The following is a 20,926-nucleotide window of genomic DNA, read 5'->3' as shown; positions in this document are numbered from 1 at the left end:
CGAAGATATGCCCCGCCGCAGGCATTGGTTCCCGATGAGCCGGGCGGGGCGCTTCATCGGCTATGGCTTCATGGCGCTCGCGGCGCTGCTCGCGGTGCTGATGCGGCAGGGGGCGGTGCAGACGATCGGGCCGTTTCCGGCGGTGGCGGCCCTGCTGTTCGCGGGGATGGTCGGGGTGATGCTGGTGTTCACCGACCTGATGGTGCGCGGGCTTTATGCGCAGGTCGATGCCGCGAAGGCGAAAGAGGAGGAATGACTCCCCTTCCCGCTTGCGGGAGGGGGCATCGGGCCCTTTTCGTTCGACAGTTTCTGCGGTTACCAGTATGACGGCGCGATGACCGACCGTCCGCATACGCCGCTGCTCGACACGGTGGATGTCCCCGCCGACCTCCGCAAGCTGAAGCCCGAAGACCTCCGCCAGTTCGCCGACGAGCTGCGCGCCGAGATGATTTCGGCGGTCGGGACGACCGGCGGGCACCTCGGCTCGGGGCTCGGCGTCGTCGAGCTGACGGTCGCGCTCCACTATGTGTTCGAGACGCCGCGCGACAAGATCGTCTGGGACGTCGGGCACCAATGCTATCCGCACAAGATCGTCACCGGACGGCGTGACCGTATCCGCACGCTGCGGCAGGGCGGGGGGCTGTCGGGCTTCACCAAGCGGAGCGAGAGCGAATATGATCCGTTCGGGGCGGCGCATAGCTCGACCTCGATCAGCGCCGCGCTCGGCTTCGCGATCGCCAACAAGCTGAAGGACGAGCCGGGCCGCGCGATCGCGGTGATCGGCGACGGGTCGATGTCGGCGGGCATGGCCTATGAGGCGATGAACAACGCCGCCGCTGCCGGCAACCGGCTGATCGTCATCCTCAACGACAACGACATGTCGATCGCGCCGCCGGTGGGGGGGCTCTCCGCCTATCTCGCCAAGCTCGTCTCGTCGCGGCCCTTCGTCGAGCTGCGCGAGATCGCGCGGCGTTTCGCACGCAGATTGCCCGAGCCGCTGCACAAGGCGGCGAAGAAGACCGACGAATTCGCGCGCGGCATGGCGATGGGCGGCACCTTGTTCGAGGAATTGGGCTTCTATTATGTCGGGCCGATCGACGGGCATAATCTCGACCATCTGATCCCGGTGCTCGAAAATGTCCGCGACAGCGACCATGGTCCGGTGCTGATCCATGCGGTGACCAAGAAGGGGCATGGCTATGCCCCCGCCGAGGCCGCCGCCGACAAATATCATGGCGTGCAGAAATTCGACGTGATCACCGGCGAGCAGGCGAAGGCGCCGCCGGGACCGCCCGCCTATCAGAATGTGTTCGGCGAGACGCTGGCAAAGCTGGCGGACAGCGATCCGCGGATCGTCGCGATCACCGCGGCGATGCCGTCGGGGACCGGGGTCGACAAATTCGCGAAGGCGCATCCGGGCCGCAGCTTCGACGTCGGCATCGCCGAGCAGCATGCGGTGACCTTTGCGGCGGGGCTCGCTGCGCAGGGGATGCGGCCGTTCGCGGCGATCTATTCGACCTTCCTCCAGCGCGCTTACGATCAGGTCGTGCATGACGTGGCGATCCAGAATCTGCCGGTGCGTTTCGCGATCGACCGCGCGGGGCTGGTCGGCGCCGACGGATCGACGCACGCGGGGTCGTTCGATGTGACGTATCTCGCGACCTTGCCGAATATGGTGGTGATGGCGGCAGCCGACGAGGCCGAACTCGTCCATATGACCTATACCGCCGCCGAATATGACGACGGGCCGATCGCCTTCCGCTATCCGCGCGGGGGCGGCACCGGCGTCGCGCTGCCCGCGGTTCCCGAGAAGCTCGAGATCGGCAAGGGGCGTGTCGTGCGAAGCGGCAAGACCGTCGCGATCCTGTCGCTCGGCACGCGGCTGGCCGAGGCGCTGAAAGCCGCCGACACGCTGGAGGCGCGCGGCCTGTCGACGAGCGTGATCGACCTGCGCTTCGCCAAGCCGCTCGACGAGGAGCTGATCCGCAAGACGCTGGCGAACCATGAGGTTTGCGTGACGATCGAGGAGGGCAGCATCGGCGGGCTCGGCGCGCATGTGCTGACGCTGGCGAGCGACGAGGGGCTGATCGACGCGGGGCTGAAGCTGCGCACGATGCGGTTGCCCGACGTCTTCCAGGACCAGGATTCGCCGCAGGCACAATATGATCAGGCGGGGCTGAATGCGCCGCAGATCGTCGATACCGTGCTGAAGGCGCTGCGGCACAACAGCGCGGGGGTGGAGGAGGCCGGGGCGCGGGCGTGAGGCAAAGATTGCGGCCCTTCATCTTTATGATGTTGAGTCTGGGCAGGACTATTTGGTCTTCCGCATTTGCCAAAAGAAATAGGTCAAACCCGGTTGGGCGCAACGAGCGGCACCCGAACATGTTTTCTTCGCGCCCTTGCATGAGATTTTTCGGGCCGCACGCCGAGGCGCGAAGAATGCGCGGCCCTCTTTGTGTCTTTGTGTGAGATTTCTTAGGGAGGTTTCTCCCCCGTTTTTCACACGAAGACGCAAAGACGCCGCTTCGATGAGAGGCGACGGGTTTTCCTGGTCGGGCGGCGGATATGAAAAGGGCGACCGAAGCTGCCCATTCCTATCTCTGCGCGCAATTCCGAAGGCTTACGCCCCCGGAATCGCGGCGCTCGCGTCGCGGCCGTCGCCTTCGGGGGCGAAGATGATGTCGCGGGTGACGAGGCCCTTGTCGACGACCTGGGTGCCGGGGCTGCCGACGCTGCTGCGGATGCCGGGGTCGGCGCGCTGGCCGTCGGCGCGGCCGATGATCGAGGTTTCGGCGGCGCTACGCGGCGCGTCGCCGCCGAAGAGCGCCTTCAGCGTCTGCTCGGCGGTCGTCTCGTTGCCCGGGCGCGCGGCGCCGGGGGCGGGCGGGGTCAGCGAGAAGTCGGGGGGCACGACGAGCGGCGCCTGACGCGACACCGCGAATTCGTCGGGACGGTCGCGGCTGAACAGGCTGTTCGAGCCGCAGGCCGACAGCGTCGTCGCGAGAATCGAGGCGGCGAGAATGGCGGTGGTCCGGTTCACTAAACTAATACTCCCAATTCGCCCCGTTTACTCGGCGGACGAGGTGGCGTCCGCGGCTGGGGCCTTTTCGCCCAAGAGCAGCGCGCGCGCAACCAGCAAAAGCACGCCGATCGTGATGCACGCATCGGCGACGTTGAAGATCATGAAGGGGCGAAAGCTCCCGATGTGCAGGTCGGCATAGTCGACGACATAGCCGAGCCGCACGCGGTCGACGATATTGCCGAGCGCCCCGCCGAGGATCAGTGCGAGCGCGATCACGTCGCCCTTCGCCTTTTCGCGCGTCATCCAGAAGGCGACCGCGAGCGCGACGAGCGCGGTAACGCCCACGAGAATCCAGCGCGTCGTCGGCGACTGGTCGGCGAACATCGACAGCGAGATGCCGTAATTCTGCGCCCAGGTCAGGTTGAAGAAGGAGACGATCTCGATCGAGCCGCCGGGCTTGGTCTCGAGCGACAGCGGGACGGTGACGACCCATTTGGCGATCTGGTCGAGGACGAAGGCGACGGCCGCTACGAGGAGGCCGAAGCCGAGGTAGGGGGACCGCTTGCTCATCCTTCGCCCAATACCGTTTCGCAGCGATTGCACAAGGCGCCGTCCGCGGCGACCTCGGGCAGGTGGCGCCAGCAGCGGCCGCATTTGTGGTTTTCGGTGCGCTTCACGTCCCAGTCACCCTGATGGACGGTCGAGGTGATGAATATTTCCTCATAATCGACGTCGCCGGATTCGTGCGGAAACCAGACCTCGGCTTCGAGGCTGGAACGGATGATCTTTTCGCGGCGCAGCGGCTCGATGCGCTCGGTGACGAGCGCACGGGTTTCGCGGATGCCGGCCCATTTTTCGACCAATTCCGTGTTCCCGCGAAGGCGGGAACCCATCTCCGGCGAGTTCGAGCTTGCACCGGCGGGTGATGGATCCCCGCCTTCGCGGGGATCCAGGAGGGTTTCGAGGTTTGGCCATTCGAGCAGATGCACGCTGCCCGCTTGCGGGTAGCGCGTGCCCCATACCTCTTCGCTGGTGAACACCAGCACCGGCGCGGCGTAGCGCACCAGCGCGTGGAACAGCACGTCGAGTACGCTGCGATAGGCGCGGCGCGTGTCGGTGCCGAGCGGCGCAGCGGGGCCGAGGTCGCAGTAGAGGACGTCCTTGCGGATGTCGAAATAGAAGGCCGAGAGGTCCTCGTTGCAGAAATCGGCGAGCAGGCGGGTGTATGTGTTGTAGTCGAAATCATCGACCGCCTGCGCCATCTTCGCGTCGAGATCGGCGAGCAGCGACAGCATATAGCGTTCGAGTTCGGGCATGGCCGAAACGTCGGCGATGCGCTCCTCCTCCGAAAACCCGTCGAGCGCGCCGAGCAGGTAACGGAACGTATTGCGCAGCTTGCGATACTGGTCGGCGACCCCGGTCAGGATTTCCTTGCCGATGCGGTGGTCCTCGGTGAAGTCGACCGACAGCGCCCACAGGCGGAGGATGTCGGCGCCATAGTCGCGCATCAGGTCGATCGGGCTGATCGTGTTGCCGAGCGACTTCGACATTTTGAAGCCCTTGGCGTCCATCGTGAAGCCGTGCGTCAGCACCGCCTTGTACGGCGCTTGCCCGCGCGTGCCGCAGCTTTCGAGCAGCGACGACTGGAACCAGCCGCGATGCTGGTCGCTGCCTTCGAGATAGAGGTCGGCGCTGTGCGTCGATCCGTCGTGGCGGACGAGCGCGGGCCATTTGCCGCTTTCGAGGACGAAGGCGTGGGTGCAGCCCGAATCGAACCAGACGTCGAGAATGTCGGTGATGCGCTCGTAATCGGCGGCGTTATAGGCGTCGCCGAGATATTCCTGCGCGCGCGCGTCGTTCCATGCATCGACGCCGCCCTCGCGTACGGCTGCGACGATGCGGTCGTTGACGACCGGGTCGTTGAGATACTGGCCGCTCTTGCGATCGACGAACAGCGTGATCGGCACGCCCCATGCGCGCTGGCGGCTGAGCACCCAGTCGGGGCGCCCCTCGACCATGCTGCCGATGCGGTTGCGGCCCTTGGCGGGGACGAAGCGCGTGTCGGCGATTGCCTGCATCGCCGCCTGCCGCAGCGTGGGGGCGTCGCACAGGTCCTCTTCGTGCGGGTTGATCGCGCCGCCCTCATTCTCCCAGCGCTTTTCGCGCGGGGTCTTGGGCTCGATATGCGTCATCACCTTGTCCATCGGTACGAACCATTGCGGCGTGCAGCGATAGATGACCTTGGCTTTCGAGCGCCAGCTATGCGGGTAGCTGTGCTTGTAGTCGGCGCTGGCAGCGAGCAGCGCGCCGGCGTCGCGAAGGTCGGTGCAGATCGGGCCGTCGGGGGCGTTGAACTTGGGATTGATCACCGATCCCTGACCGCCGAGCCAGCCCCAGTCCGCGCGATATTTGCCGTCGCCTTCGACCGCGAACACGGGGTCGATGCCGTTCGCCTTGCAGAGGTCGAAGTCGTCCTCGCCATGGTCGGGCGCCATATGGACGAGCCCGGTGCCGCTGTCGGTGGTGACGAAATCGCCCGCGAGGAAGGGACGCGGGCGCGCGAAAAAGCCGCCGAGCGCGTGCATCGGGTGGCGCGCGATGGTGCCGGCGAGGTCGGAGCCTGTGATTGAGGCATCTAAGTCCGAGTATGGATCGATGTACTCTTGAACAGCGATTGCGCCGACGTCGATGTCACCGAAGTCGAGCGCCTTTGCTGCCTTGTTGAGCCGATCAGCGAAAGAAGTTGCCAAGTCTTTAGCGACGAGAAACTTGGCGATGCGGTTGACATTGAACGGATATCCCGCCGCCGTCAGAACCTCGTTGACGCGCTTGTCGCCACTCCCGCCAAGACCTATCGTGTCCGCTGTGACGGACAGCAGAACATACTCGATCTCCGGCCCATAGGCCAAAGCCTGGTTGACCGGGATCGTCCAAGGGGTGGTCGTCCAGATAACCGCATAAGCGCCGACCAGCTCCGCGATCGGGCTCTCGACGATCTCGAACGCGACGTCGATCTGGGTCGAGACGATATCCTCATATTCGACCTCGGCCTCGGCGAGCGCGGTCTTTTCGACCGGCGACCACATCACCGGCTTGGCGCCGCGATAGAGCATGTCGTTGGCAGCGAATTTGAGCAGTTCGCGGACGATGGTCGCCTCGGCCTCATAATCCATCGTGAGATAGGGATGGTCCCAGTCGCCGCCGATGCCGAGGCGCTTCAATTGCTCGCGCTGGGTGTCGACCCAATGCTGCGCATAGGCGCGGCATTCGGCGCGGAATTCCTCGACCGGAACCTCGTCCTTGTTGAGCTTTTTCTTGCGATATTGCTCCTCGACCTTCCACTCGATCGGCAGGCCGTGGCAGTCCCAGCCGGGGACGTAAGGCGCGTCGCGGCCCTTGAGCGTCTGGGTGCGGACGACCATGTCCTTGAGGATATGGTTGAGCGCATGGCCGATGTGCATGTCGCCATTGGCGTAAGGCGGGCCGTCGTGGAGGATGAACTGGTCGCGGCCCTTGCGGGCTTCGCGAATCTGCCCTTCCAGATTGCCCTCGAGCCATTTGGCGAGAATCAGCGGTTCCTTCTGCGGCAGGCCGGCCTTCATCGGAAAGTCGGTCTTGGGCAGGAAGACGGTGTCGCGGTAGTCGCGCTGTTCTGCGGTGGGCGTATCAGTCATGGTGCGCGGCGCTTAGCGCAGTTTTGCGGCGGCGCAAAGGTTCACGCGGAGACGCGGAGACGCGGAGAGAAAAGATTGGCGCAGAGATCGCAGGGAGCGCAGAGGACAGAGAGAAACAGGGCGGCGAAGCCGCCAATTCTTCTTCTCCGCGCCTCCGCGTCTCCGCGTGAACCAAATTCTCTGCGGTCTCTGCGCGAATTAGATATGCGCGAGCGCTGCCCGCGCGTCATCGCAGTCCGCCGCGATCTGCGCCATCAGGGCGTCCATGGTGTCGAACTTCGCTTCGGGGCGGAGGAAGGCGTGGAAGGCGACGTCGATTTCCTGGCCATAGAGATCGCCCGTGAAGTCGAAGAAATGCGGTTCGAGCAATTCTTTCGGCGGGTCGAAGCTGGGGCGGATGCCGAGGTTGGCGGCGCCTTTCAGGATGCGGCCGTCGGGCAGCTTCCCGGTGACGGCGTAGATGCCATAGCGCGGGCGCAGATACTGGCCCATGTCGAGGTTGGCGGTCGGAAAGCCCAGCAGGCGGCCGTTCTTGTCGCCGTGCTGGACTCGCCCGCGCACCGTGAAGGGGCGGGTGAGGAGGCGGGTCGCGGTGGCGCAGTCGCCTTCGCGGAGCGCGTCGCGGATTCGGCTCGACGAGATGACCTCTTCGGCGTCATCGACCGGCGCGACCATTTCGGTGAAGAAGCCGAGGCGGCGGGCGTGGTCGGCGAGCGTCACGACATTGCCGCCGCGGCCCTTGCCGAAAACGAAATCGGCGCCGGTGACGACCCCCGCGGCGCCGTAGCGGCCCAGCAGCAACTCGGTGATGAAATCCTCGGCGGTGGTCGCGGCGAGCGTCGCGTCGAAGGGCAGGACGAGCATCGCGTCGGCGCCCGCGGCGGCGAAAAGCTCCTGCCGCTGGTCGAGCGTGGTCAGGCGGAAGGGCGGGACGCCGGGCTTGAAGAAGCGCACCGGATGCGGGTCGAAGGTCGCGACGATGCACGGCCGCGCATCGTCGGTCGCGTGATGCACGGCGCGCCCGACGACCGCCTGATGGCCGGCGTGAAAGCCGTCGAAATTGCCGAGCGCGAGGACGCCGTGGCGCAGCGCTTCGGGGATGCGGTCGTGGCCGTCGAGGCGGATCATATCCGCCCTCTCTTCCGTTTGTCCTGAGCTTGTCGAAGGACCGTTCTTTTCTTGGGCGAGGCTGAAAGAAAGAACAGTGCTTCGACAAGCTCAGCACGAACGGAGTTGGGGAATGGTGTCATTTCGCGGCGGCCATTGGAACCAGCCCCGCGCGGAGCACGCGGAGCGCGTTGCCGCCCATCGCGGCGCGGATTTCGTCGTCGGTGAAGCCCGCCTCGATCAGCGCCTCGGTCACCTGCACCAGCTTCGAGGTGTCGAAGCGGACGGTGGTGGCGCCGTCATAGTCGCTGCCGAGCGCGACATACTGGATGCCGACGAGGTCGCGGACATGCTTCATCGCCCTGGCGACGCTGGCGGGCGAGGTGTCGCAGACCGCGGCGTCCCAATAGCCGATGCCCACGACGCCGCCGGTCGCGGCGACCCCGCGAATCTCGTCGTCGGTGAGGTTGCGGTTGACCTTGCACGTCGCCTGCACGCCGCCGTGGCTCGAGACGACGGGGCGGCGCGCCATCTTCAATATGTCGGCGACGCAGGCGTGGCTGCAATGCGCGACATCGACGATCATGCCCTTCGCTTCCATCCGCCGCACGACCTCGCGCCCGAGCGGGGTGAGGCCGCCCTTCTTGAGGCCGTGCATCGATCCGGCGAATTCATTGTCGAAGAAGTGCGTGATCCCCGCCATGCGGATGCCCGCCGCGTAGAGCGTGTCGAGATTGTTTATATTGCCTTCGAGATTGTGGAGCCCCTCGACGCTCAGCATCGCGCCGACGGGCGGCGGGGTCCGGTCGAGCGCGGCTTTGCCGGCGGACCGTTCCAGCAAGAGCACGTCTATGTCTTCGGGCCGCGTCACTCCGGCGAGTTTACCCGCCGAATCGCTGATCGCACGATGCAGCTTTTCGGCGTGCCAGAGCGAGCGTTCGAGCAGCGAGTTCCACGTTCGCACCGGCTGCAACTGCGCGATCACCAGCGCGGTGATGTTATCGGTGTCGCCGCTGTTCGCGCCGTAATTCTGACCCTTGGGCGATTTGGTGGTGCTGGAAAGCACTTGCAGCGCGACATTGCCTTCTTCGAGGCGCGGCAGGTCCATATGGCCGCGGGTGCCGCGATCGAGGAAATTGCGGCTCCACAGCAGGCTGTCGCTGTGGAGATCGACGATCGTCAGCGTCTTGTGGAGCGCCTTGGCGTGCTCGCTGACCGTCAGCAGCGGCTTGCCGTCGATCTTGTTCGTGCCGCGCTCGATCATGCCGGGCGCGAGGAGGAAGAAAGCCGCCGCCGCGACGAGGAGCAGCGCGATTATGCCGATCAGCCAGCGGCGCATATTTTCCTCCCCTAGAGCACGGCTTCGGATTGAACAGCATCGTCATTGCGAGCGGCGAAGCCGCGCGGCAATCCAGAGCAGGCGTAAACCGCTCTGGATTGCTTGGCTACGCTCGCAATGACGATGCTGATGAGTGCCATCCGGTTCAGCCCGTCTTGCGGGTGAAGGTGACGAAGCTGTAGGCAGGGCGTCCGGCGTCGTCGGCCGGATGATCCTCGCGCGCGATCTCGCGCCAGTCGGCGGGGTCCGGGTAGGCGATCGCCGCGTCGCCCGCGGGTTCCAGCGCGACCTCGGTCAGCTCGATCCGCGTCGCGAGCGGCAGGAAGAGGCGATAGATTTCGGCGCCGCCGATCACCATCACCTGCGGCGCGTTGGCGAGCTTCAGTGCGTCCTCGACGCTCGCCACGGGCTCGGCGCCCTCGTCCTGCCAATCGGGATCGCGGGTGAGGACGATGTGGCGGCGGCCTTCGAGGATCGCGGGCAGGCTGTCGAAGGTCTTCCGACCCATGATCATCGGGCGGCCCATGGTGAGCTGCTTGAAGCGGCGGAGATCGGCAGGGAGGTGCCAGGGCATCTTGCCGTCGGCGCCGATCACGCCGTTGGCCGCGCGCGCGAGGACCAGCGTGATGTCGGGGCGGTTCATGCGGGAGAGGCTCCGGGCGCTGCACCCGCCCATGTGGCGTGGCCGAGCTTGCGGCCCTCGCGGACTTCGGTCTTGCTGTAGTGATGGACGTGGCAGTTTTCGTCGGCGAGCAGCGCCGGGATCGCCGCGATCTGCTCGCCGATCAGGTTGCGCATCACCACGGGCAGCGCGCGGGTCGCGGTGCTGCCGAGCGGCAGGCCGGCGATCGCGCGGATATGATTCTCGAACTGGCTCGCGACCGCGCCCTCGATCGTCCAGTGACCGCTGTTGTGGACGCGCGGCGCCATTTCGTTGAACACGGGGCCGGCATCGGTGGCGAAAAATTCGCCGGTCAGCACGCCCACATAGTCGAGTTCGTCGGCGATGTTCGCCATCATCGCGCGCGCTTCGGCCTGCTGGTCGAGGACGATCGCGGGCGGCGGCAGGCTGGCGGCCGCGAGAATGCCGTTTTCGTGGACGTTGACCGTCGAATCCCAGGGGAGGATTTCGCCGTCGATGCCGCGGACGAGGATCACCGAAAATTCGTGCGCGAAGGAAACGAAGCCTTCGAGGATCGCGGCATGGCGGCCGATCGCCTCCCACGCGGCATCGGCGTCGGCTGCCGAGGCGAGACGCGCCTGCCCCTTGCCGTCATAGCCCATGCGGACGGTCTTGAGGATCGACGGCGCGCCGATTTCGCCGAGCGCGGCGTCGAGCGCGGCGCGGTCGGGGACCGCCGCGAAGGGCGCGGTGCGGCCGCCGAGCGCGGCGACGAAGCTTTTTTCGGCGAGCCGGTCCTGCGCGATTTCGAGCGCGCGGGCGCCGGGATGGACCGCGACATGCCCCGACAGGAAGCGGACGGTATCGACCGGGACATTCTCGAACTCGAAGGTGACGATGTCGCAAGCAGCGGCGAAGGCGGCGAGGCGCGGCTCGTCGTCCCACGCGGCCTGGCTGTGGTGCGCGGTGACTTCGGCGGCGACGCTCTCCGCATCGGGGGCGTAGATATGGACCTTGTAGCCCAGTTGCGCCGCGGCGATAGCAAGCATCCGGCCGAGTTGGCCGCCGCCGAGAATGCCGATGGTCGAGCCGGGCGGCAGCACCGGGGTTCAGCCCTCGCGGACAGGCGTCGGCGCGACGCTGTCGGTTTGCTTCGCGCGCCACGCATCAAGCTTCGTAGCGAGATCGGCATCTTCATTGGCGAGCAGCGCGGCGGCAAAGAGGCCCGCATTGGTCGCGCCCGCCTTGCCGATCGCGAAGGTCGCCACCGGTATGCCGCCGGGCATCTGGACGATCGAATAGAGGCTGTCGACGCCGCTCAAAGCGGCCGACTGGACGGGGACGCCGAGCACCGGAACCCGCGTCATCGAGGCGATCATGCCGGGCAGATGCGCGGCGCCGCCGGCGCCCGCGACGATCGCTTTCAGGCCGCGCCCCGCCGCGCCTTTCGCATAATCGACGAGGCGGTCGGGGGTGCGGTGGGCGGAGACGATCCGCACCTCGTGCGCGATGCCGAATTCCTCGAGGATCTGGACCGCATGCGCCATCGTCGGCCAGTCCGACTGGCTGCCCATGACCACGCCCACCTGCGGGGCTGCGTCGTCCATCCTTCACCCTCCTGTTCCGGCGCATCGATCGATGAATCGCCGTCGGCTTTCCCCCTAGCGGCTGTCCCGCGACGGAGCAACGCCCGCGCGCCGGTGCCCGATTTCGAGCCCGATTTCGGCGGAGGCGTTTACCGATTGGTATCCAGTCGCGGTTACCAGAGGAGCCAAGCATAGCCGTCGGCAATCCGGCCGGCGGGGGATCGGGTGCGTTCGGGGACCGGGAATGGATATCGCAGGGGGGGCACGGATCGCGGTCGATCGGACCGGCTTCGCATCCGTCGACTCCATCGAGGATCAGCTGCGCGAACTGCGCCGGGAACGCGACGCGCTGCGCCGCGAGAACCGGATATTGAAGATCGCGGTCGCCGAGCTCGAGCGCGTGTCCGAGCGCGATACGCTGACCCCTTTGTTCAACCGCCGATATTTCCTGACCGCGATCCACCAGCGGCTCGCGCGCTTCGAGCGCCATGCCGAAACGGCCGCGGTCGTCTTCGTCGACGTCAACCAGCTCAAATATATCAACGACAGCTTCGGCCATGCCGCGGGCGACTTTGCGCTGATGGAGATCGCCAAGCGGCTGGGTGAATCGATCCGCGCGACCGACGTCGCGGCGCGGATCGGTGGCGACGAGTTCGGACTGATCCTCGACCAGGCGAGCGAGGACGGCGCGCGGGTGCAGATCAACCGGCTGCGCTATGTGTTGAGCGCCGTGCCCGCTGTTTATGACGGGCATGACATCGCACTGTCGGCGTGCTTCGGGGTCGCGATGCTGCGCGCCGGGGCGACCGAGTCCGAGATTTTGGCGGCCGCCGACCGCGATATGTATCGCAGCAAGCAACAGCAGCCGGTGCTGCCGGGGCAGCGCTAACCGGCGGTTAACCATATGGGCGCATCCTCGTCCCTCAGGGGAATAGAGGGGGCGGACGATGGCATTTCAGACCGATCCTTTTCAGGACATTCAGGCCCGCATCAGCGGCCAGATCGGCGCGCTTGCCGAGGCGTTGCCGCACTGCGCGCTGGCGCAGATCGTGCAGGGGATCGACGATATCCGCTGTCTCGCGCGCGATCACGGCTTCGGCGCGGTCGAGACGCTGGCGAGCCGGCTCGAATCGGCGGTCGCCGCAGGGGGCTATCGCGCCGCGATCCTGACCTATCTCGACGCGATGAGCGACGCGGTCGCGGCGCCGCGCGGACCATTGCCCGCCGCCGCGCACGAAGCGTGGCTGGCGTCGGTCGCGATGCGACTGGGGCATTGACGCCGCCGCGCTGACGTCGCACGCCGTCCTCCATGGACGCCATCATGCTCGCCCTTGTGGCGGTCGCCCTTGCCAATGCCGACGGGCGCACGGGACTTTTCCTCTCGCGGCTGCTGACCGTTCGCCGCGACCGGCGGGTGGTGACGGCGATCGTTTTTGGCGCCTTTCTGATCAATGCGCTGGTGGCCGCCGCATTCGGCGCGGCCGCGAACCGAATGGTCGGGCAGGGCGTCGTGGCGCTGCTCGTCGCCGCGGCGATGCTGGCGGCAGCGGTCGCACTGCTGTGGCGGATGCCGCCGCTTGCCGACGCCGGGGCTGCCGACGCCTCGCCGGCGGCGCTCGCGGGCCGGATGCTGGCGGCCCAGTTCGGCGACCGCAGCCATTTCCTGATCGGCGCGCTCGCCGCGACGAGCGGTTCCGGGCTGTGGGCAGCGGCGGGGGGCATGATCGGCTGGGTGCTCGCGATGCTGCCCTTCCTCGCCTTCGGCGCGGCGATGGCCGAGCGGCGGGCGATGCGCTTCATCCGCTGGGCGAGCGCGCTGATCCTGGCGCTCTGGGGAATTCGGACCGCGATGGGGGCGTTCGGGTTATAGGCACCTTCGATCGGCCGACGGGGTTTCATCGTTTTTGTCGATGACAGCGACCAAATGCTTCCATGGGCATTCGGCGGGCGCTGCCCCTATCTGAAGGCGGTAACAGAAAGGATGGTCCGATGCCCGAGACCCAGAAGAATCAGCCCGCGGTCGCCGACGCGCTCAACGCGTTGCTCGCCGACAGCTTCGCGCTCTATCTCAAGACCAAGAATTACCACTGGCACGTCCAGGGGCCGCAGTTTCGCGAACTGCACCTGCTGTTCGACGAGCAGGCGGGACAGATCCTCGCGACGACCGACCTGATCGCCGAGCGCGTCCGCAAGAATGGCGCGGCGACGTTGCGCTCGATCGGCGACGTGGCGCGGCGCCAGTCGATCAAGGATGATGATGCGGCGTCGGTCGCCGCTGACGCGATGGTGCGCGCGCTCGCCGCCGACAACCGGACGCTGCTCGCGCAGATCAAGGAGACCAAGGCGGCGGCGGAGGCCGATGGCGATATCGCGACGAGCGGGCTGGCCGATGGCTGGGCCGACGAGACGCAGCAGCGGATCTGGTTCCTGGAAGCGACGCTGGGGTATTAGGTCGGCTTTGGGGTGGATTCCAGACCGTCCTCTATTTCCGTTCGTGTCGCGCGACGTCGAGACACGCGACGGCGGGCGCTCCCCACGCGGGTCTCGACTTCGCTCGACATGAACGGGAGTATAGGTTTGGCTTGTCCCCTTCCGGTCGTAAACTGCCGCTGACGATCCGACCCAACAAAAAGGGCGCCGGCAGGCGCCCTTTTCGTTTTCAGCGGAAAGCCGTCGCTTATTCCGGCTGCAGGTTCACCGCCGCGAACTTGCCGCGGTCGTCGACCTCGATGTCGAAGGCGACGCGGTCGCCCTCGTTGAGGCCGGCCATGCCGGCGCGCTGCACCGCGCTGATGTGGACGAAGGCGTCGGCCTGTCCGTCGTCGCGCGCGATGAAGCCGAAGCCCTTCGTCGTGTTGAAGAATTTGACCGTGCCCGAGGTGCGCTCGCCGGTCAGCTGGCGCCGGCCGCGGGCGCCGCCCGGACGGTCGCCGCCGGGACCGCGGTCGTCGCGGCGCGGGGCGAATTCCTCGATCGGCATCGGTTCGCCCTCGATCTTGAGGTCGATCGCCGACACCTTGCCGTTGCGCTCGACGAGCGTGAAGCCGAGCGGCTGGCCCGAAGCGAGACCCTGAAGGCCCGCCTGCTCGACCGCGCTGATGTGGACGAAGACGTCTTCGCCGCCATCGTCGCGCGCGACGAAGCCGAAACCCTTCGACGGGTTGAAGAACTTCACCGTGCCCTGGCCCTCGCCGACCACCTGCGCCGGCATGCCGCCGCCACGCCCGCCGCCGAAACCGCCACGATCGCCGCCGCCGAAGCCGCCGCGATCACCGCCGCCGAAGCCGCCCCGGTCGCCGCCGAAGCCGCCACGATCGCGGTCGCCGAAGCCGCCGCGTCCGCCGCCGTAGCTGTCGCCGCCATAGGGTGCGGGCTCGAAGCTGTCGAAATTGCCGAAATCATCGCGCTTGCCGCGCCCACGCTGGCCGCGCCGATCCTTGTTGAAACTCATAGTCTGATAGTCGCTTTCGGTCGTCCACACCCCATTTACCCGGCTCCTTGCGCCGGACGGGGACGCAGCTCACCACGGGCACGGACTCGCCCCGTGCCACAAACCGCGCAAGATATAACCTAATTATCCACAGGCTGCGAACAGAAAATTTCAGGAACGCGGTGCGGAATTTTGCACGCTTTGCCGTGGCCGCGGGCCGGCGACGCGCCTGCGGCGAATCGAGTCATTGAGCGGCAAGGCCGCTTGGCCTAAGGCGGACGCATGAGCATCTATTTCCACGAAGAAGATCTGCCCGAAGGCGCGCTGGGTCCCGGTGCGGTGGCGGTGGACACCGAGACCATGGGCCTCAATCCGCTGCGCGACCGGCTGTGCGTCGTCCAGATCAGCGACGGGTCGGGCGACGAGCATCTGGTGCGTTTCAAACCCGGCAGTTCCTATGACGCGCCGGTACTGAAGGCAGTGCTGTCCGATCCCAACCGGCTGAAAATATTCCATTTTGCCCGTTTCGATATCGCCGCGATCCAGCAGGCGATGGGGATTGTCACCGCGCCCGTCTATTGCACCAAGATCGCCTCGAAGCTGGTGCGCACCTATACCGACCGCCATGGCCTCAAAGAGCTGGTGCGCGAGCTGCTCGGGCAGGACGTGTCGAAGCAGCAGCAGTCGAGCGACTGGGGCGCGGCGGAACTTTCGGACGCGCAGCGCGATTATGCGGCGAGCGACGTGCGTTTCCTCCACGCGATGAAGGAGGTGCTCGACGCGCGGCTGGCACGCGAGGGGCGCACCCATTTGGCACAGGCCTGTTTCGACTTCCTGCCGACGCGCGCGGCGCTCGATCTCGCGGGCTGGCCCGAGGTCGATATCTTCGCGCACAGCTGAGGGAAAGCGATTCGCGAGATGTCCGAACGCGCCGATCAGGATCGCACGATGCGCCGCATGTGGGCCGCGAGCGGGTCGAGTCACGACCGGATCGTGCGCATCCTGCGCTATGGCCTGCCGCTGGTGATCGGCGTGGTCGCCGCGGTGCTCGTCTTCTCGCCCTTCACCCAGCGCGCCGAGATCAGCTTCCTGCTCGCCAAGGACAAGGTCCAGATGGCGCAGGAGCGGATGAAGGTGACGCGCGCCGAATATCGCGGCCAGGATTCGAAGGGCCAGCCCTTCGCGCTGCTCGCGGGGAGCGCAGTGCAGAAAAGCTCGGCCGAGCCGATCGTGCGGATGCAGGATCTGTCGGGCGCGATCCGGCTGAAGGACGGCCCGGCAACGATCGCGGCGGCGGCGGGGCAATATGACATGGACACCGAAAAAGTGTCGGTGCCCGGCACGGTCAAGGTGCGGAGCGCCGACGGCTATGCGATCGACGCGAGCAATGTCGCGATCGACCTGAAAGGCCGCAGCCTCGCCGGGACCGGCGGGGTGAACGGCGCATTGAACATTGGCCAGTTTTCGGCCAACCAGCTTTCGGCCGACCTCGACGCGCGCGTCGTGCGGCTGTCGGGCAATGCGAAGCTCAGGATCAACCAGGGAGCGTTGAAGAAATGAAGGGGCTTTGGACGATGAGGAGCATCGCGCTCGCGGGCGCCGGCTTCGCGCTCACCAGCCTGGCGATCCTCGCGACCGGCAGCGGCGGCGCGCCCGCGCAGGCGCAGGCGCTCGCCAACCACAACAGCAATGCGCCGGTCGATTTCGACGCGGGGAGCATAGAGGTACAGGACCGCTCCGACCGCGTCGTGCTGTCGGGCGGGGTCACGGTGACGCAGGCGGGGCTGACGGTGAAGGCGCCGCGGATGACCGTCGCCTACACGCGGCAGGGCGGCACCGACGTCAACCGGCTCGACGCGACCGGCGGGGTGACGGTGAACAAGGGCAATGAAACAGCGAAGGGCAATGTCGCGATCTATGACCTCGACAAGCGTCTGATCACGATGGTCGGCAATGTCCAGCTGCAGCAGGGCGCGAACCATCTGACCGGCGGGCGGCTGGTGATCGACCTCAACAGCGGCCGCGCGACGGTCGACGGGCGCGGCGCGGCGCGCGGACCCGACGGCAATCCGGTAACGGGCGGCACCAACGGGCGCGTCACGGGCACTTTCTCGGTCCCGCAAAGAAAGCAGTAACCTTAGGGTTTAACCTTTGGGAAAGCCCCGGCGCGAGAGGATCGGGCGGGGGGCTTTTGCGGTGCGGGGGCGGCCGCGTGGACAAGGCGTGCCCCCGATGCGATATTCTCCTTTGCTTCCTGTCCGGCGCCCGATGTTCGGTCGCCGCAAGTCCGATGATGTCCCGATCGAACCCGCCGAACCGACGAGCGAGGAGCGGCGGCTGATCGACCGGATCATTCGGCATGCGGGGCAGCGGAGCGGGCGCTAGGCGGCCGCTTCGCGTGGCGCATTCGGTCAAGGCCGGCTTTGGGGGTAGCGAGCCGGCATGCCCGCCGACCTTCGTCATCTCGGCTGGAATCCGAAACCATTCCCCCGGATGCCGCGCGGATAGATGCTCTTCGACTGCCTCGCAGCCGCTTGGGATTGAACATCACGAACGATGCCTCGCCGACCGGCGGGGTCGATTTCGACAACCTTACCGGCTACGTCGACGAGCCCCGCTTCCGGGGCGTCGGGGCGGGCTTCAGCTTATGGCGTCAAGCTGTCCGCGCGCGGATCAGGCCACCGGGCCGACGCGCGGATCGGGTTCGAGCCGGATCAGCGGGCGCTTGCGCCCCGAAAGTTTCGCGAACAGGCGCGGCACCAGCGCATTGCCCTGCGCCCAGTTCCAGTATCGGGCATAGGCGGGATCGGCGAGGAGATGCTTCTCCTCGGTTTTCGCGCGCCAGTAATAGATGCCGCTGACCGCGCCGAGCAGCAGCGTGTTGCGGACTGCCTCGATCGGCCCCCCGGCGGTGACGAGGAAGGGCAGCCCGGCGACCCACCAGCTCAAATTCTTCGACACATAGGCGGGGTGCCGCGTCAGCCGGTACGGCCCGTGGGTGATCACGCCGCGGTGCGTCAGGTTCGAGAAGCGGATGCCGAATGCCATCGTCGCCCAGGCATAGACGCCGACGAGCGCGGCCAGCACCACCGCCCAGACCGTCATCAGCGTGTCGTGTCCCGCCAGCCAATAGCCCCAGTCGGCGCTGTTCACTTCATAGTCGAGCGGCCCGCCGCTCATCAGGATGAACGGCGGATAGCAGGCGAGCGCCGCGACCCAGCCCATGAAATAGGGATTCGCCGTCCGGATATGCGAATCGAGCGGCTTCATCGTCAATATATAGCCGACGGTCGCGATATGGACATCGACGAGATAGAGCAGATTGAGCGTCCAGATGCCGGTCATATAGGGGTTGGCGAGCACGTCGGCCATTTCGACCCCGACCAGCTTTGCGAAATTGCCCGGCACGATCGACAGCATGAAGGCGGTGAAAAAGCCCTTCACCGCCCAGGCGCGGAAATGATGCGCGATCGCGCGGCCATCGACCGGCTGCGCGCCCCCTGGCTTTTTGGGTGCAATCATCCAGCGCCCGAACTGGTAGCAGCCATCGCGCGGCTCGATCATCCGGCGGTCGAGCCACAACATGTACGGCACGGACACCAGCAATAGCCACGGTGCGACGCGCTCGAGCAGATTCATCGAGAAGGCGTAGTTTCCTTCCCAATAATAGCGCATCGTGATGTAGAAGCCCGCGATCAGCGCCCAGGTCGCCCACAGCCCGGCGAGCTTGGTCAGGCTGATGTCGAGCGTTTCGCGCCACGGGCGGCGCTGCGCCCAGTCGATGCCGGTCGAGGGATTGCGGTGCACCTTGTCGACGAAGACCGACCAGAGCACCATCGGAATCCCGCACGCGAGCACGCTCGCGATCGCCGAATTCGGCCCGTCCATCCGGCCGCGCTGGCCCCAGTCGAGGCCGGAGAAGGCAGCGATCTCCGGCGCATGGCGCGCGAGCAGCAAATAGGTCAAAAGCCCGATCAGGCCGACGATGCCGACCCCCGCGCTGACCGCCGAGCGCGGCCGCGATTCGCTGGCAGAACCGGCGATTTCGGCGCCGGATGATGCGATTTTTGGCATATGAGTCACCGGGTTGCCCTAGCCGAAAATGGTAAGCAAGCCGTCAATATTATGCCCCGAGTCGCGGCGCAAATTCGGCCCAAAATGGCAGCGTTAGCGGCATCAAGCACCGTTCACCGCGAGTCATGTTCGACTCGGCGCGACTCGTCCCCCAAAGATTCGCTCCGGCCCCATCGCCCTGTTACAGGCGCCACCAAGTCGGGGCGGAGGGCTCCACAAAAACAACAAGACGGGGTCGTAACTTGTCTTCGCAATCGACGGGTCTGCGCCACTGGCGCCAGCGCGTTTCCGCGCTGTTCCAGGACCATGAAATCTTTATCCGCACGCACGGTCACGTGCGTTTCCTGCGTATCAGCGCGGTTTGGCAGAAGCGCGTCGCGCTGATCGCCGGGCTCGTCCTCTTCGCCTGGGCCGGGGTGACGCTCGCGGTGTTCACCAACCAGCTGCTGACTTCGGGCGACCGCGCCGAAGTCGCCGCCAAGCAGGCCGCCGCCGCCGCTTCCGAGGCCCGGATCGCCAAATATCGCGACCGCGTCGCCGAGATCGCCGCGGACCTCGACGAGCGTCAGGGCCAACTTGAGGAATGGAAGAAGGATTATTTCGGCGACGAGCCCCTGCCCGCCGAAAATTCCGTCGCCAACCCCGCCGCTGCCAAGGGCGAAGCCGCTACCGGCGAAACCGCCGCAAAACCGCTCGAAACCAGTGCGATCGATCCGCGCCTGCCACCCGAAGCGCAGGCGCTTGCCCGCCTCGAGGCGCGGCAGGAGGCTTTCTCGGCGCATCTGCTCGCGGCGGTCAAGGCACGCGCCGCCAAGGCCGAGGTCGCGGTCGCGCAGCTCGGGCTCGATCCCGCCGCGCTCGTCCGCAGCGCCGCGGCCGGCCGCGGCGGCCCCTTCATCCCCTTCCGCAGCCGCCCCGGCGAAGCCGGCGCGCTCGGCAAGAGCTTCGCCGCGCTCGAAGGCGCCCTGTTCCGTATGGAAGTGCTCGAACGCACGCTCGTCGCCATCCCCTCGGGCCAGCCGGCGCATGTGCTGATGCTCTCGTCGAGCTACGGCTATCGCAGCGACCCTTTCACCGGCGCCGGTGCGATGCACGCCGGGCTCGACTTCCCCGGCCCGCTCGGCACCCCGATCCTCGCCGCCGCCCCCGGCCGCGTCGTCTTCGTCGGGCAGAAGTCGGGGTATGGCAATGTCGTCGAGGTCGATCACGGCCAGGGCATCCTCACCCGCTACGCCCATTTGTCGGGGTTCACCGCACGCGTCGGCGAACAGGTCGCCGCCGGCCAGCAGATCGCGAAGATGGGCTCGACCGGCCGCTCGACCGGCAGCCATCTGCATTTCGAAGTCCGTTTGAACGGCGTCGCGGTCAACCCGCGCCGCTTCCTGGAGGCCAAAGCCGATGTTCTTGAAGTCAAAGACGACGCCCGACAGCGAGTCGGAGCCCTCGCGGCCATCCCCGCCGGTGCCGGCCGCGGTGCCCGCTAAGATGGCGACCGGCGCCCGTCATACCACCTTCTCGATCATCGGGTCGGACGTCGTCATCACCGGCAATGTCGCGGCGAGCGTCGACCTGCACGTCGACGGCAAGATCGACGGCGACCTCAAATGCGCCAACCTGGTTCAGGGCGAGGCGAGCGAGATCAAGGGTGCGGTCGTCGCCGACACCGCGAAGATCGCGGGCCTGCTCGACGGGTCGATCGAGGCCAAGGCGCTGATCGTCCACGCGACCGCGCGGATCACCGGCGACGTGATCTACGAAAACATCACGATCGAAAATGGCGGCAAGGTCGAAGGCAAGCTCAGCCACCGCCGCGCCGGCGCCGCCAAGGCCCCGCCGCCGCTCGAAGTCGTCGAGAACAAGGCCGCTTCGCTCGGCGCCTGAGGCGCCGGACGGCGTTGCCCCTGTGACGCTCTGAGCGTCCGTTTTGGGGTGTATTCTGTTGAAGAAGTCACCCGGACGCTGTGCTGAGGGTGGAAGCCGACGGGAGGCGAACGGCCTCTCCACCTTGATCAGGCGGTGGCGAGGTTCTGGATCGGGAAGATCTTTGCCATTTTCCGGAGGTTTTGGGCTGC

22 protein-coding genes are annotated in these 20,926 nt (G+C 66.6%); 12 read left to right on the top strand and 10 right to left on the bottom strand.

What is annotated here, in order from left to right; genetic code table 11:
- The first annotated feature begins 7 nt into the window (after positions 1-7).
- Both ACE3SL_RS05465 and dxs read left to right on the top strand, forming a co-directional pair.
- Positions 8-256: a hypothetical protein gene (locus ACE3SL_RS05465; protein WP_374524745.1), complete on the top strand. Its 249-nt coding sequence runs from the start codon at positions 8-10 to the stop codon at positions 254-256.
- A gap of 78 nt (positions 257-334) precedes the next feature.
- Positions 335-2,263, top strand: a complete 1,929-nt coding sequence (dxs, locus tag ACE3SL_RS05460) for a 1-deoxy-D-xylulose-5-phosphate synthase (RefSeq protein ID WP_374524744.1) — start codon at positions 335-337, stop codon at positions 2,261-2,263.
- 357 nt (positions 2,264-2,620) lie between these two features.
- Here dxs and ACE3SL_RS05455 read toward each other — a convergent pair whose 3' ends face one another.
- The 8 genes from ACE3SL_RS05455 to purE form a co-directional block, all read right to left on the bottom strand.
- Positions 2,621-3,040, bottom strand: coding sequence for a DUF3035 domain-containing protein (locus ACE3SL_RS05455; RefSeq protein ID WP_374524743.1), 420 nt, complete (start codon positions 3,038-3,040; stop codon positions 2,621-2,623).
- Positions 3,041-3,067: 27 nt separating this feature from the next.
- Complete coding sequence (lspA, locus tag ACE3SL_RS05450; RefSeq protein WP_374524742.1) at positions 3,068-3,592, bottom strand: signal peptidase II; 525 nt, start codon at positions 3,590-3,592, stop codon at positions 3,068-3,070.
- On the bottom strand, positions 3,589-6,696 hold the full coding sequence (ileS, locus tag ACE3SL_RS05445) for an isoleucine--tRNA ligase (protein ID WP_374524741.1): 3,108 nt from the start codon (positions 6,694-6,696) through the stop codon (positions 3,589-3,591). The genes lspA and ileS overlap by 4 nt, the downstream gene beginning before the upstream one ends.
- Positions 6,697-6,894: 198 nt before the next feature.
- A complete protein-coding gene (locus ACE3SL_RS05440) occupies positions 6,895-7,824 on the bottom strand; it encodes a bifunctional riboflavin kinase/FAD synthetase (protein ID WP_374524740.1) in 930 nt (309 codons plus the stop codon).
- A gap of 118 nt (positions 7,825-7,942) precedes the next feature.
- A complete protein-coding gene (locus ACE3SL_RS05435) occupies positions 7,943-9,142 on the bottom strand; it encodes a dipeptidase (protein WP_374524739.1) in 1,200 nt (399 codons plus the stop codon).
- A gap of 145 nt (positions 9,143-9,287) precedes the next feature.
- Entirely contained in the window at positions 9,288-9,785 is a 498-nt protein-coding gene (locus ACE3SL_RS05430; protein ID WP_374524738.1) for a dihydrofolate reductase, read from the bottom strand.
- Positions 9,782-10,867, bottom strand: a complete 1,086-nt coding sequence (locus tag ACE3SL_RS05425; RefSeq protein WP_374524737.1) for a 5-(carboxyamino)imidazole ribonucleotide synthase — start codon at positions 10,865-10,867, stop codon at positions 9,782-9,784. Before ACE3SL_RS05425 ends, ACE3SL_RS05430 begins: the two co-directional genes overlap by 4 nt.
- A gap of 6 nt (positions 10,868-10,873) precedes the next feature.
- Positions 10,874-11,371: a 5-(carboxyamino)imidazole ribonucleotide mutase gene (gene purE, locus ACE3SL_RS05420; protein WP_374524736.1), complete on the bottom strand. Its 498-nt coding sequence runs from the start codon at positions 11,369-11,371 to the stop codon at positions 10,874-10,876.
- Positions 11,372-11,594: 223 nt separating this feature from the next.
- On the opposite strand from purE, the gene ACE3SL_RS05415 reads away from it, so the two are divergent.
- The 4 genes from ACE3SL_RS05415 to ACE3SL_RS05400 all read left to right on the top strand — a co-directional run bounded on the left by ACE3SL_RS05415 (position 11,595) and on the right by ACE3SL_RS05400 (position 13,801).
- Complete coding sequence (locus tag ACE3SL_RS05415; protein ID WP_374524735.1) at positions 11,595-12,239, top strand: GGDEF domain-containing protein; 645 nt, start codon at positions 11,595-11,597, stop codon at positions 12,237-12,239.
- A 58-nt stretch (positions 12,240-12,297) separates the two neighbouring features.
- Entirely contained in the window at positions 12,298-12,627 is a 330-nt protein-coding gene (locus ACE3SL_RS05410; protein WP_374524734.1) for a hypothetical protein, read from the top strand.
- 32 nt (positions 12,628-12,659) lie between these two features.
- Positions 12,660-13,220: a hypothetical protein gene (locus ACE3SL_RS05405; RefSeq protein WP_374524733.1), complete on the top strand. Its 561-nt coding sequence runs from the start codon at positions 12,660-12,662 to the stop codon at positions 13,218-13,220.
- 119 nt (positions 13,221-13,339) lie between these two features.
- Entirely contained in the window at positions 13,340-13,801 is a 462-nt protein-coding gene (locus ACE3SL_RS05400; RefSeq protein WP_374524732.1) for a Dps family protein, read from the top strand.
- Between the two features lie 226 nt (positions 13,802-14,027).
- On the opposite strand, the gene ACE3SL_RS05395 is transcribed toward ACE3SL_RS05400, so the two are convergent.
- Positions 14,028-14,801 carry a cold-shock protein gene (locus ACE3SL_RS05395; protein WP_374524752.1) on the bottom strand — a complete coding sequence of 258 codons (774 nt, stop codon included), beginning with the start codon at positions 14,799-14,801 and terminating at the stop codon, positions 14,028-14,030.
- A gap of 261 nt (positions 14,802-15,062) precedes the next feature.
- On the opposite strand from ACE3SL_RS05395, the gene ACE3SL_RS05390 reads away from it, so the two are divergent.
- The 4 genes from ACE3SL_RS05390 (at position 15,063) to ACE3SL_RS05375 (ending at position 17,165) form a co-directional block, all read left to right on the top strand.
- Entirely contained in the window at positions 15,063-15,680 is a 618-nt protein-coding gene (locus ACE3SL_RS05390; RefSeq protein ID WP_374524731.1) for a ribonuclease D, read from the top strand.
- 18 nt (positions 15,681-15,698) lie between these two features.
- The gene (locus tag ACE3SL_RS05385; protein WP_374524730.1) at positions 15,699-16,340 is read left to right on the top strand and encodes an LPS export ABC transporter periplasmic protein LptC; all 642 of its coding nucleotides are present in this window, start codon (positions 15,699-15,701) and stop codon (positions 16,338-16,340) included.
- Positions 16,341-16,354: 14 nt separating this feature from the next.
- Complete coding sequence (locus ACE3SL_RS05380) at positions 16,355-16,915, top strand: LptA/OstA family protein (RefSeq protein WP_374524729.1); 561 nt, start codon at positions 16,355-16,357, stop codon at positions 16,913-16,915.
- Positions 16,916-17,012: 97 nt separating this feature from the next.
- Positions 17,013-17,165 carry a hypothetical protein gene (locus ACE3SL_RS05375; protein WP_374524728.1) on the top strand — a complete coding sequence of 51 codons (153 nt, stop codon included), beginning with the start codon at positions 17,013-17,015 and terminating at the stop codon, positions 17,163-17,165.
- A 288-nt stretch (positions 17,166-17,453) separates the two neighbouring features.
- On the opposite strand, the gene ACE3SL_RS05370 is transcribed toward ACE3SL_RS05375, so the two are convergent.
- Positions 17,454-18,854 (bottom strand): isoprenylcysteine carboxylmethyltransferase family protein, encoded by a 1,401-nt coding sequence (locus tag ACE3SL_RS05370; RefSeq protein WP_374524727.1) that lies wholly within the window; start codon positions 18,852-18,854, stop codon positions 17,454-17,456.
- Between the two features lie 242 nt (positions 18,855-19,096).
- On the opposite strand from ACE3SL_RS05370, the gene ACE3SL_RS05365 reads away from it, so the two are divergent.
- Positions 19,097-20,338: a M23 family metallopeptidase gene (locus tag ACE3SL_RS05365; RefSeq protein ID WP_374524726.1), complete on the top strand. Its 1,242-nt coding sequence runs from the start codon at positions 19,097-19,099 to the stop codon at positions 20,336-20,338.
- A 1-nt stretch (position 20,339) separates the two neighbouring features.
- Positions 20,340-20,735 carry a polymer-forming cytoskeletal protein gene (locus ACE3SL_RS05360; protein ID WP_374524725.1) on the top strand — a complete coding sequence of 132 codons (396 nt, stop codon included), beginning with the start codon at positions 20,340-20,342 and terminating at the stop codon, positions 20,733-20,735.
- Positions 20,736-20,926 lie beyond the last annotated feature (191 nt).

It is taken from the genome of Sphingopyxis sp. (assembly GCF_041916015.1).
GTDB lineage: Bacteria > Pseudomonadota > Alphaproteobacteria > Sphingomonadales > Sphingomonadaceae > Sphingopyxis.
The sequence above is the reverse complement of the archived record's forward strand: the minus strand, read 5'-3'. Positions and strand labels throughout refer to the sequence as shown.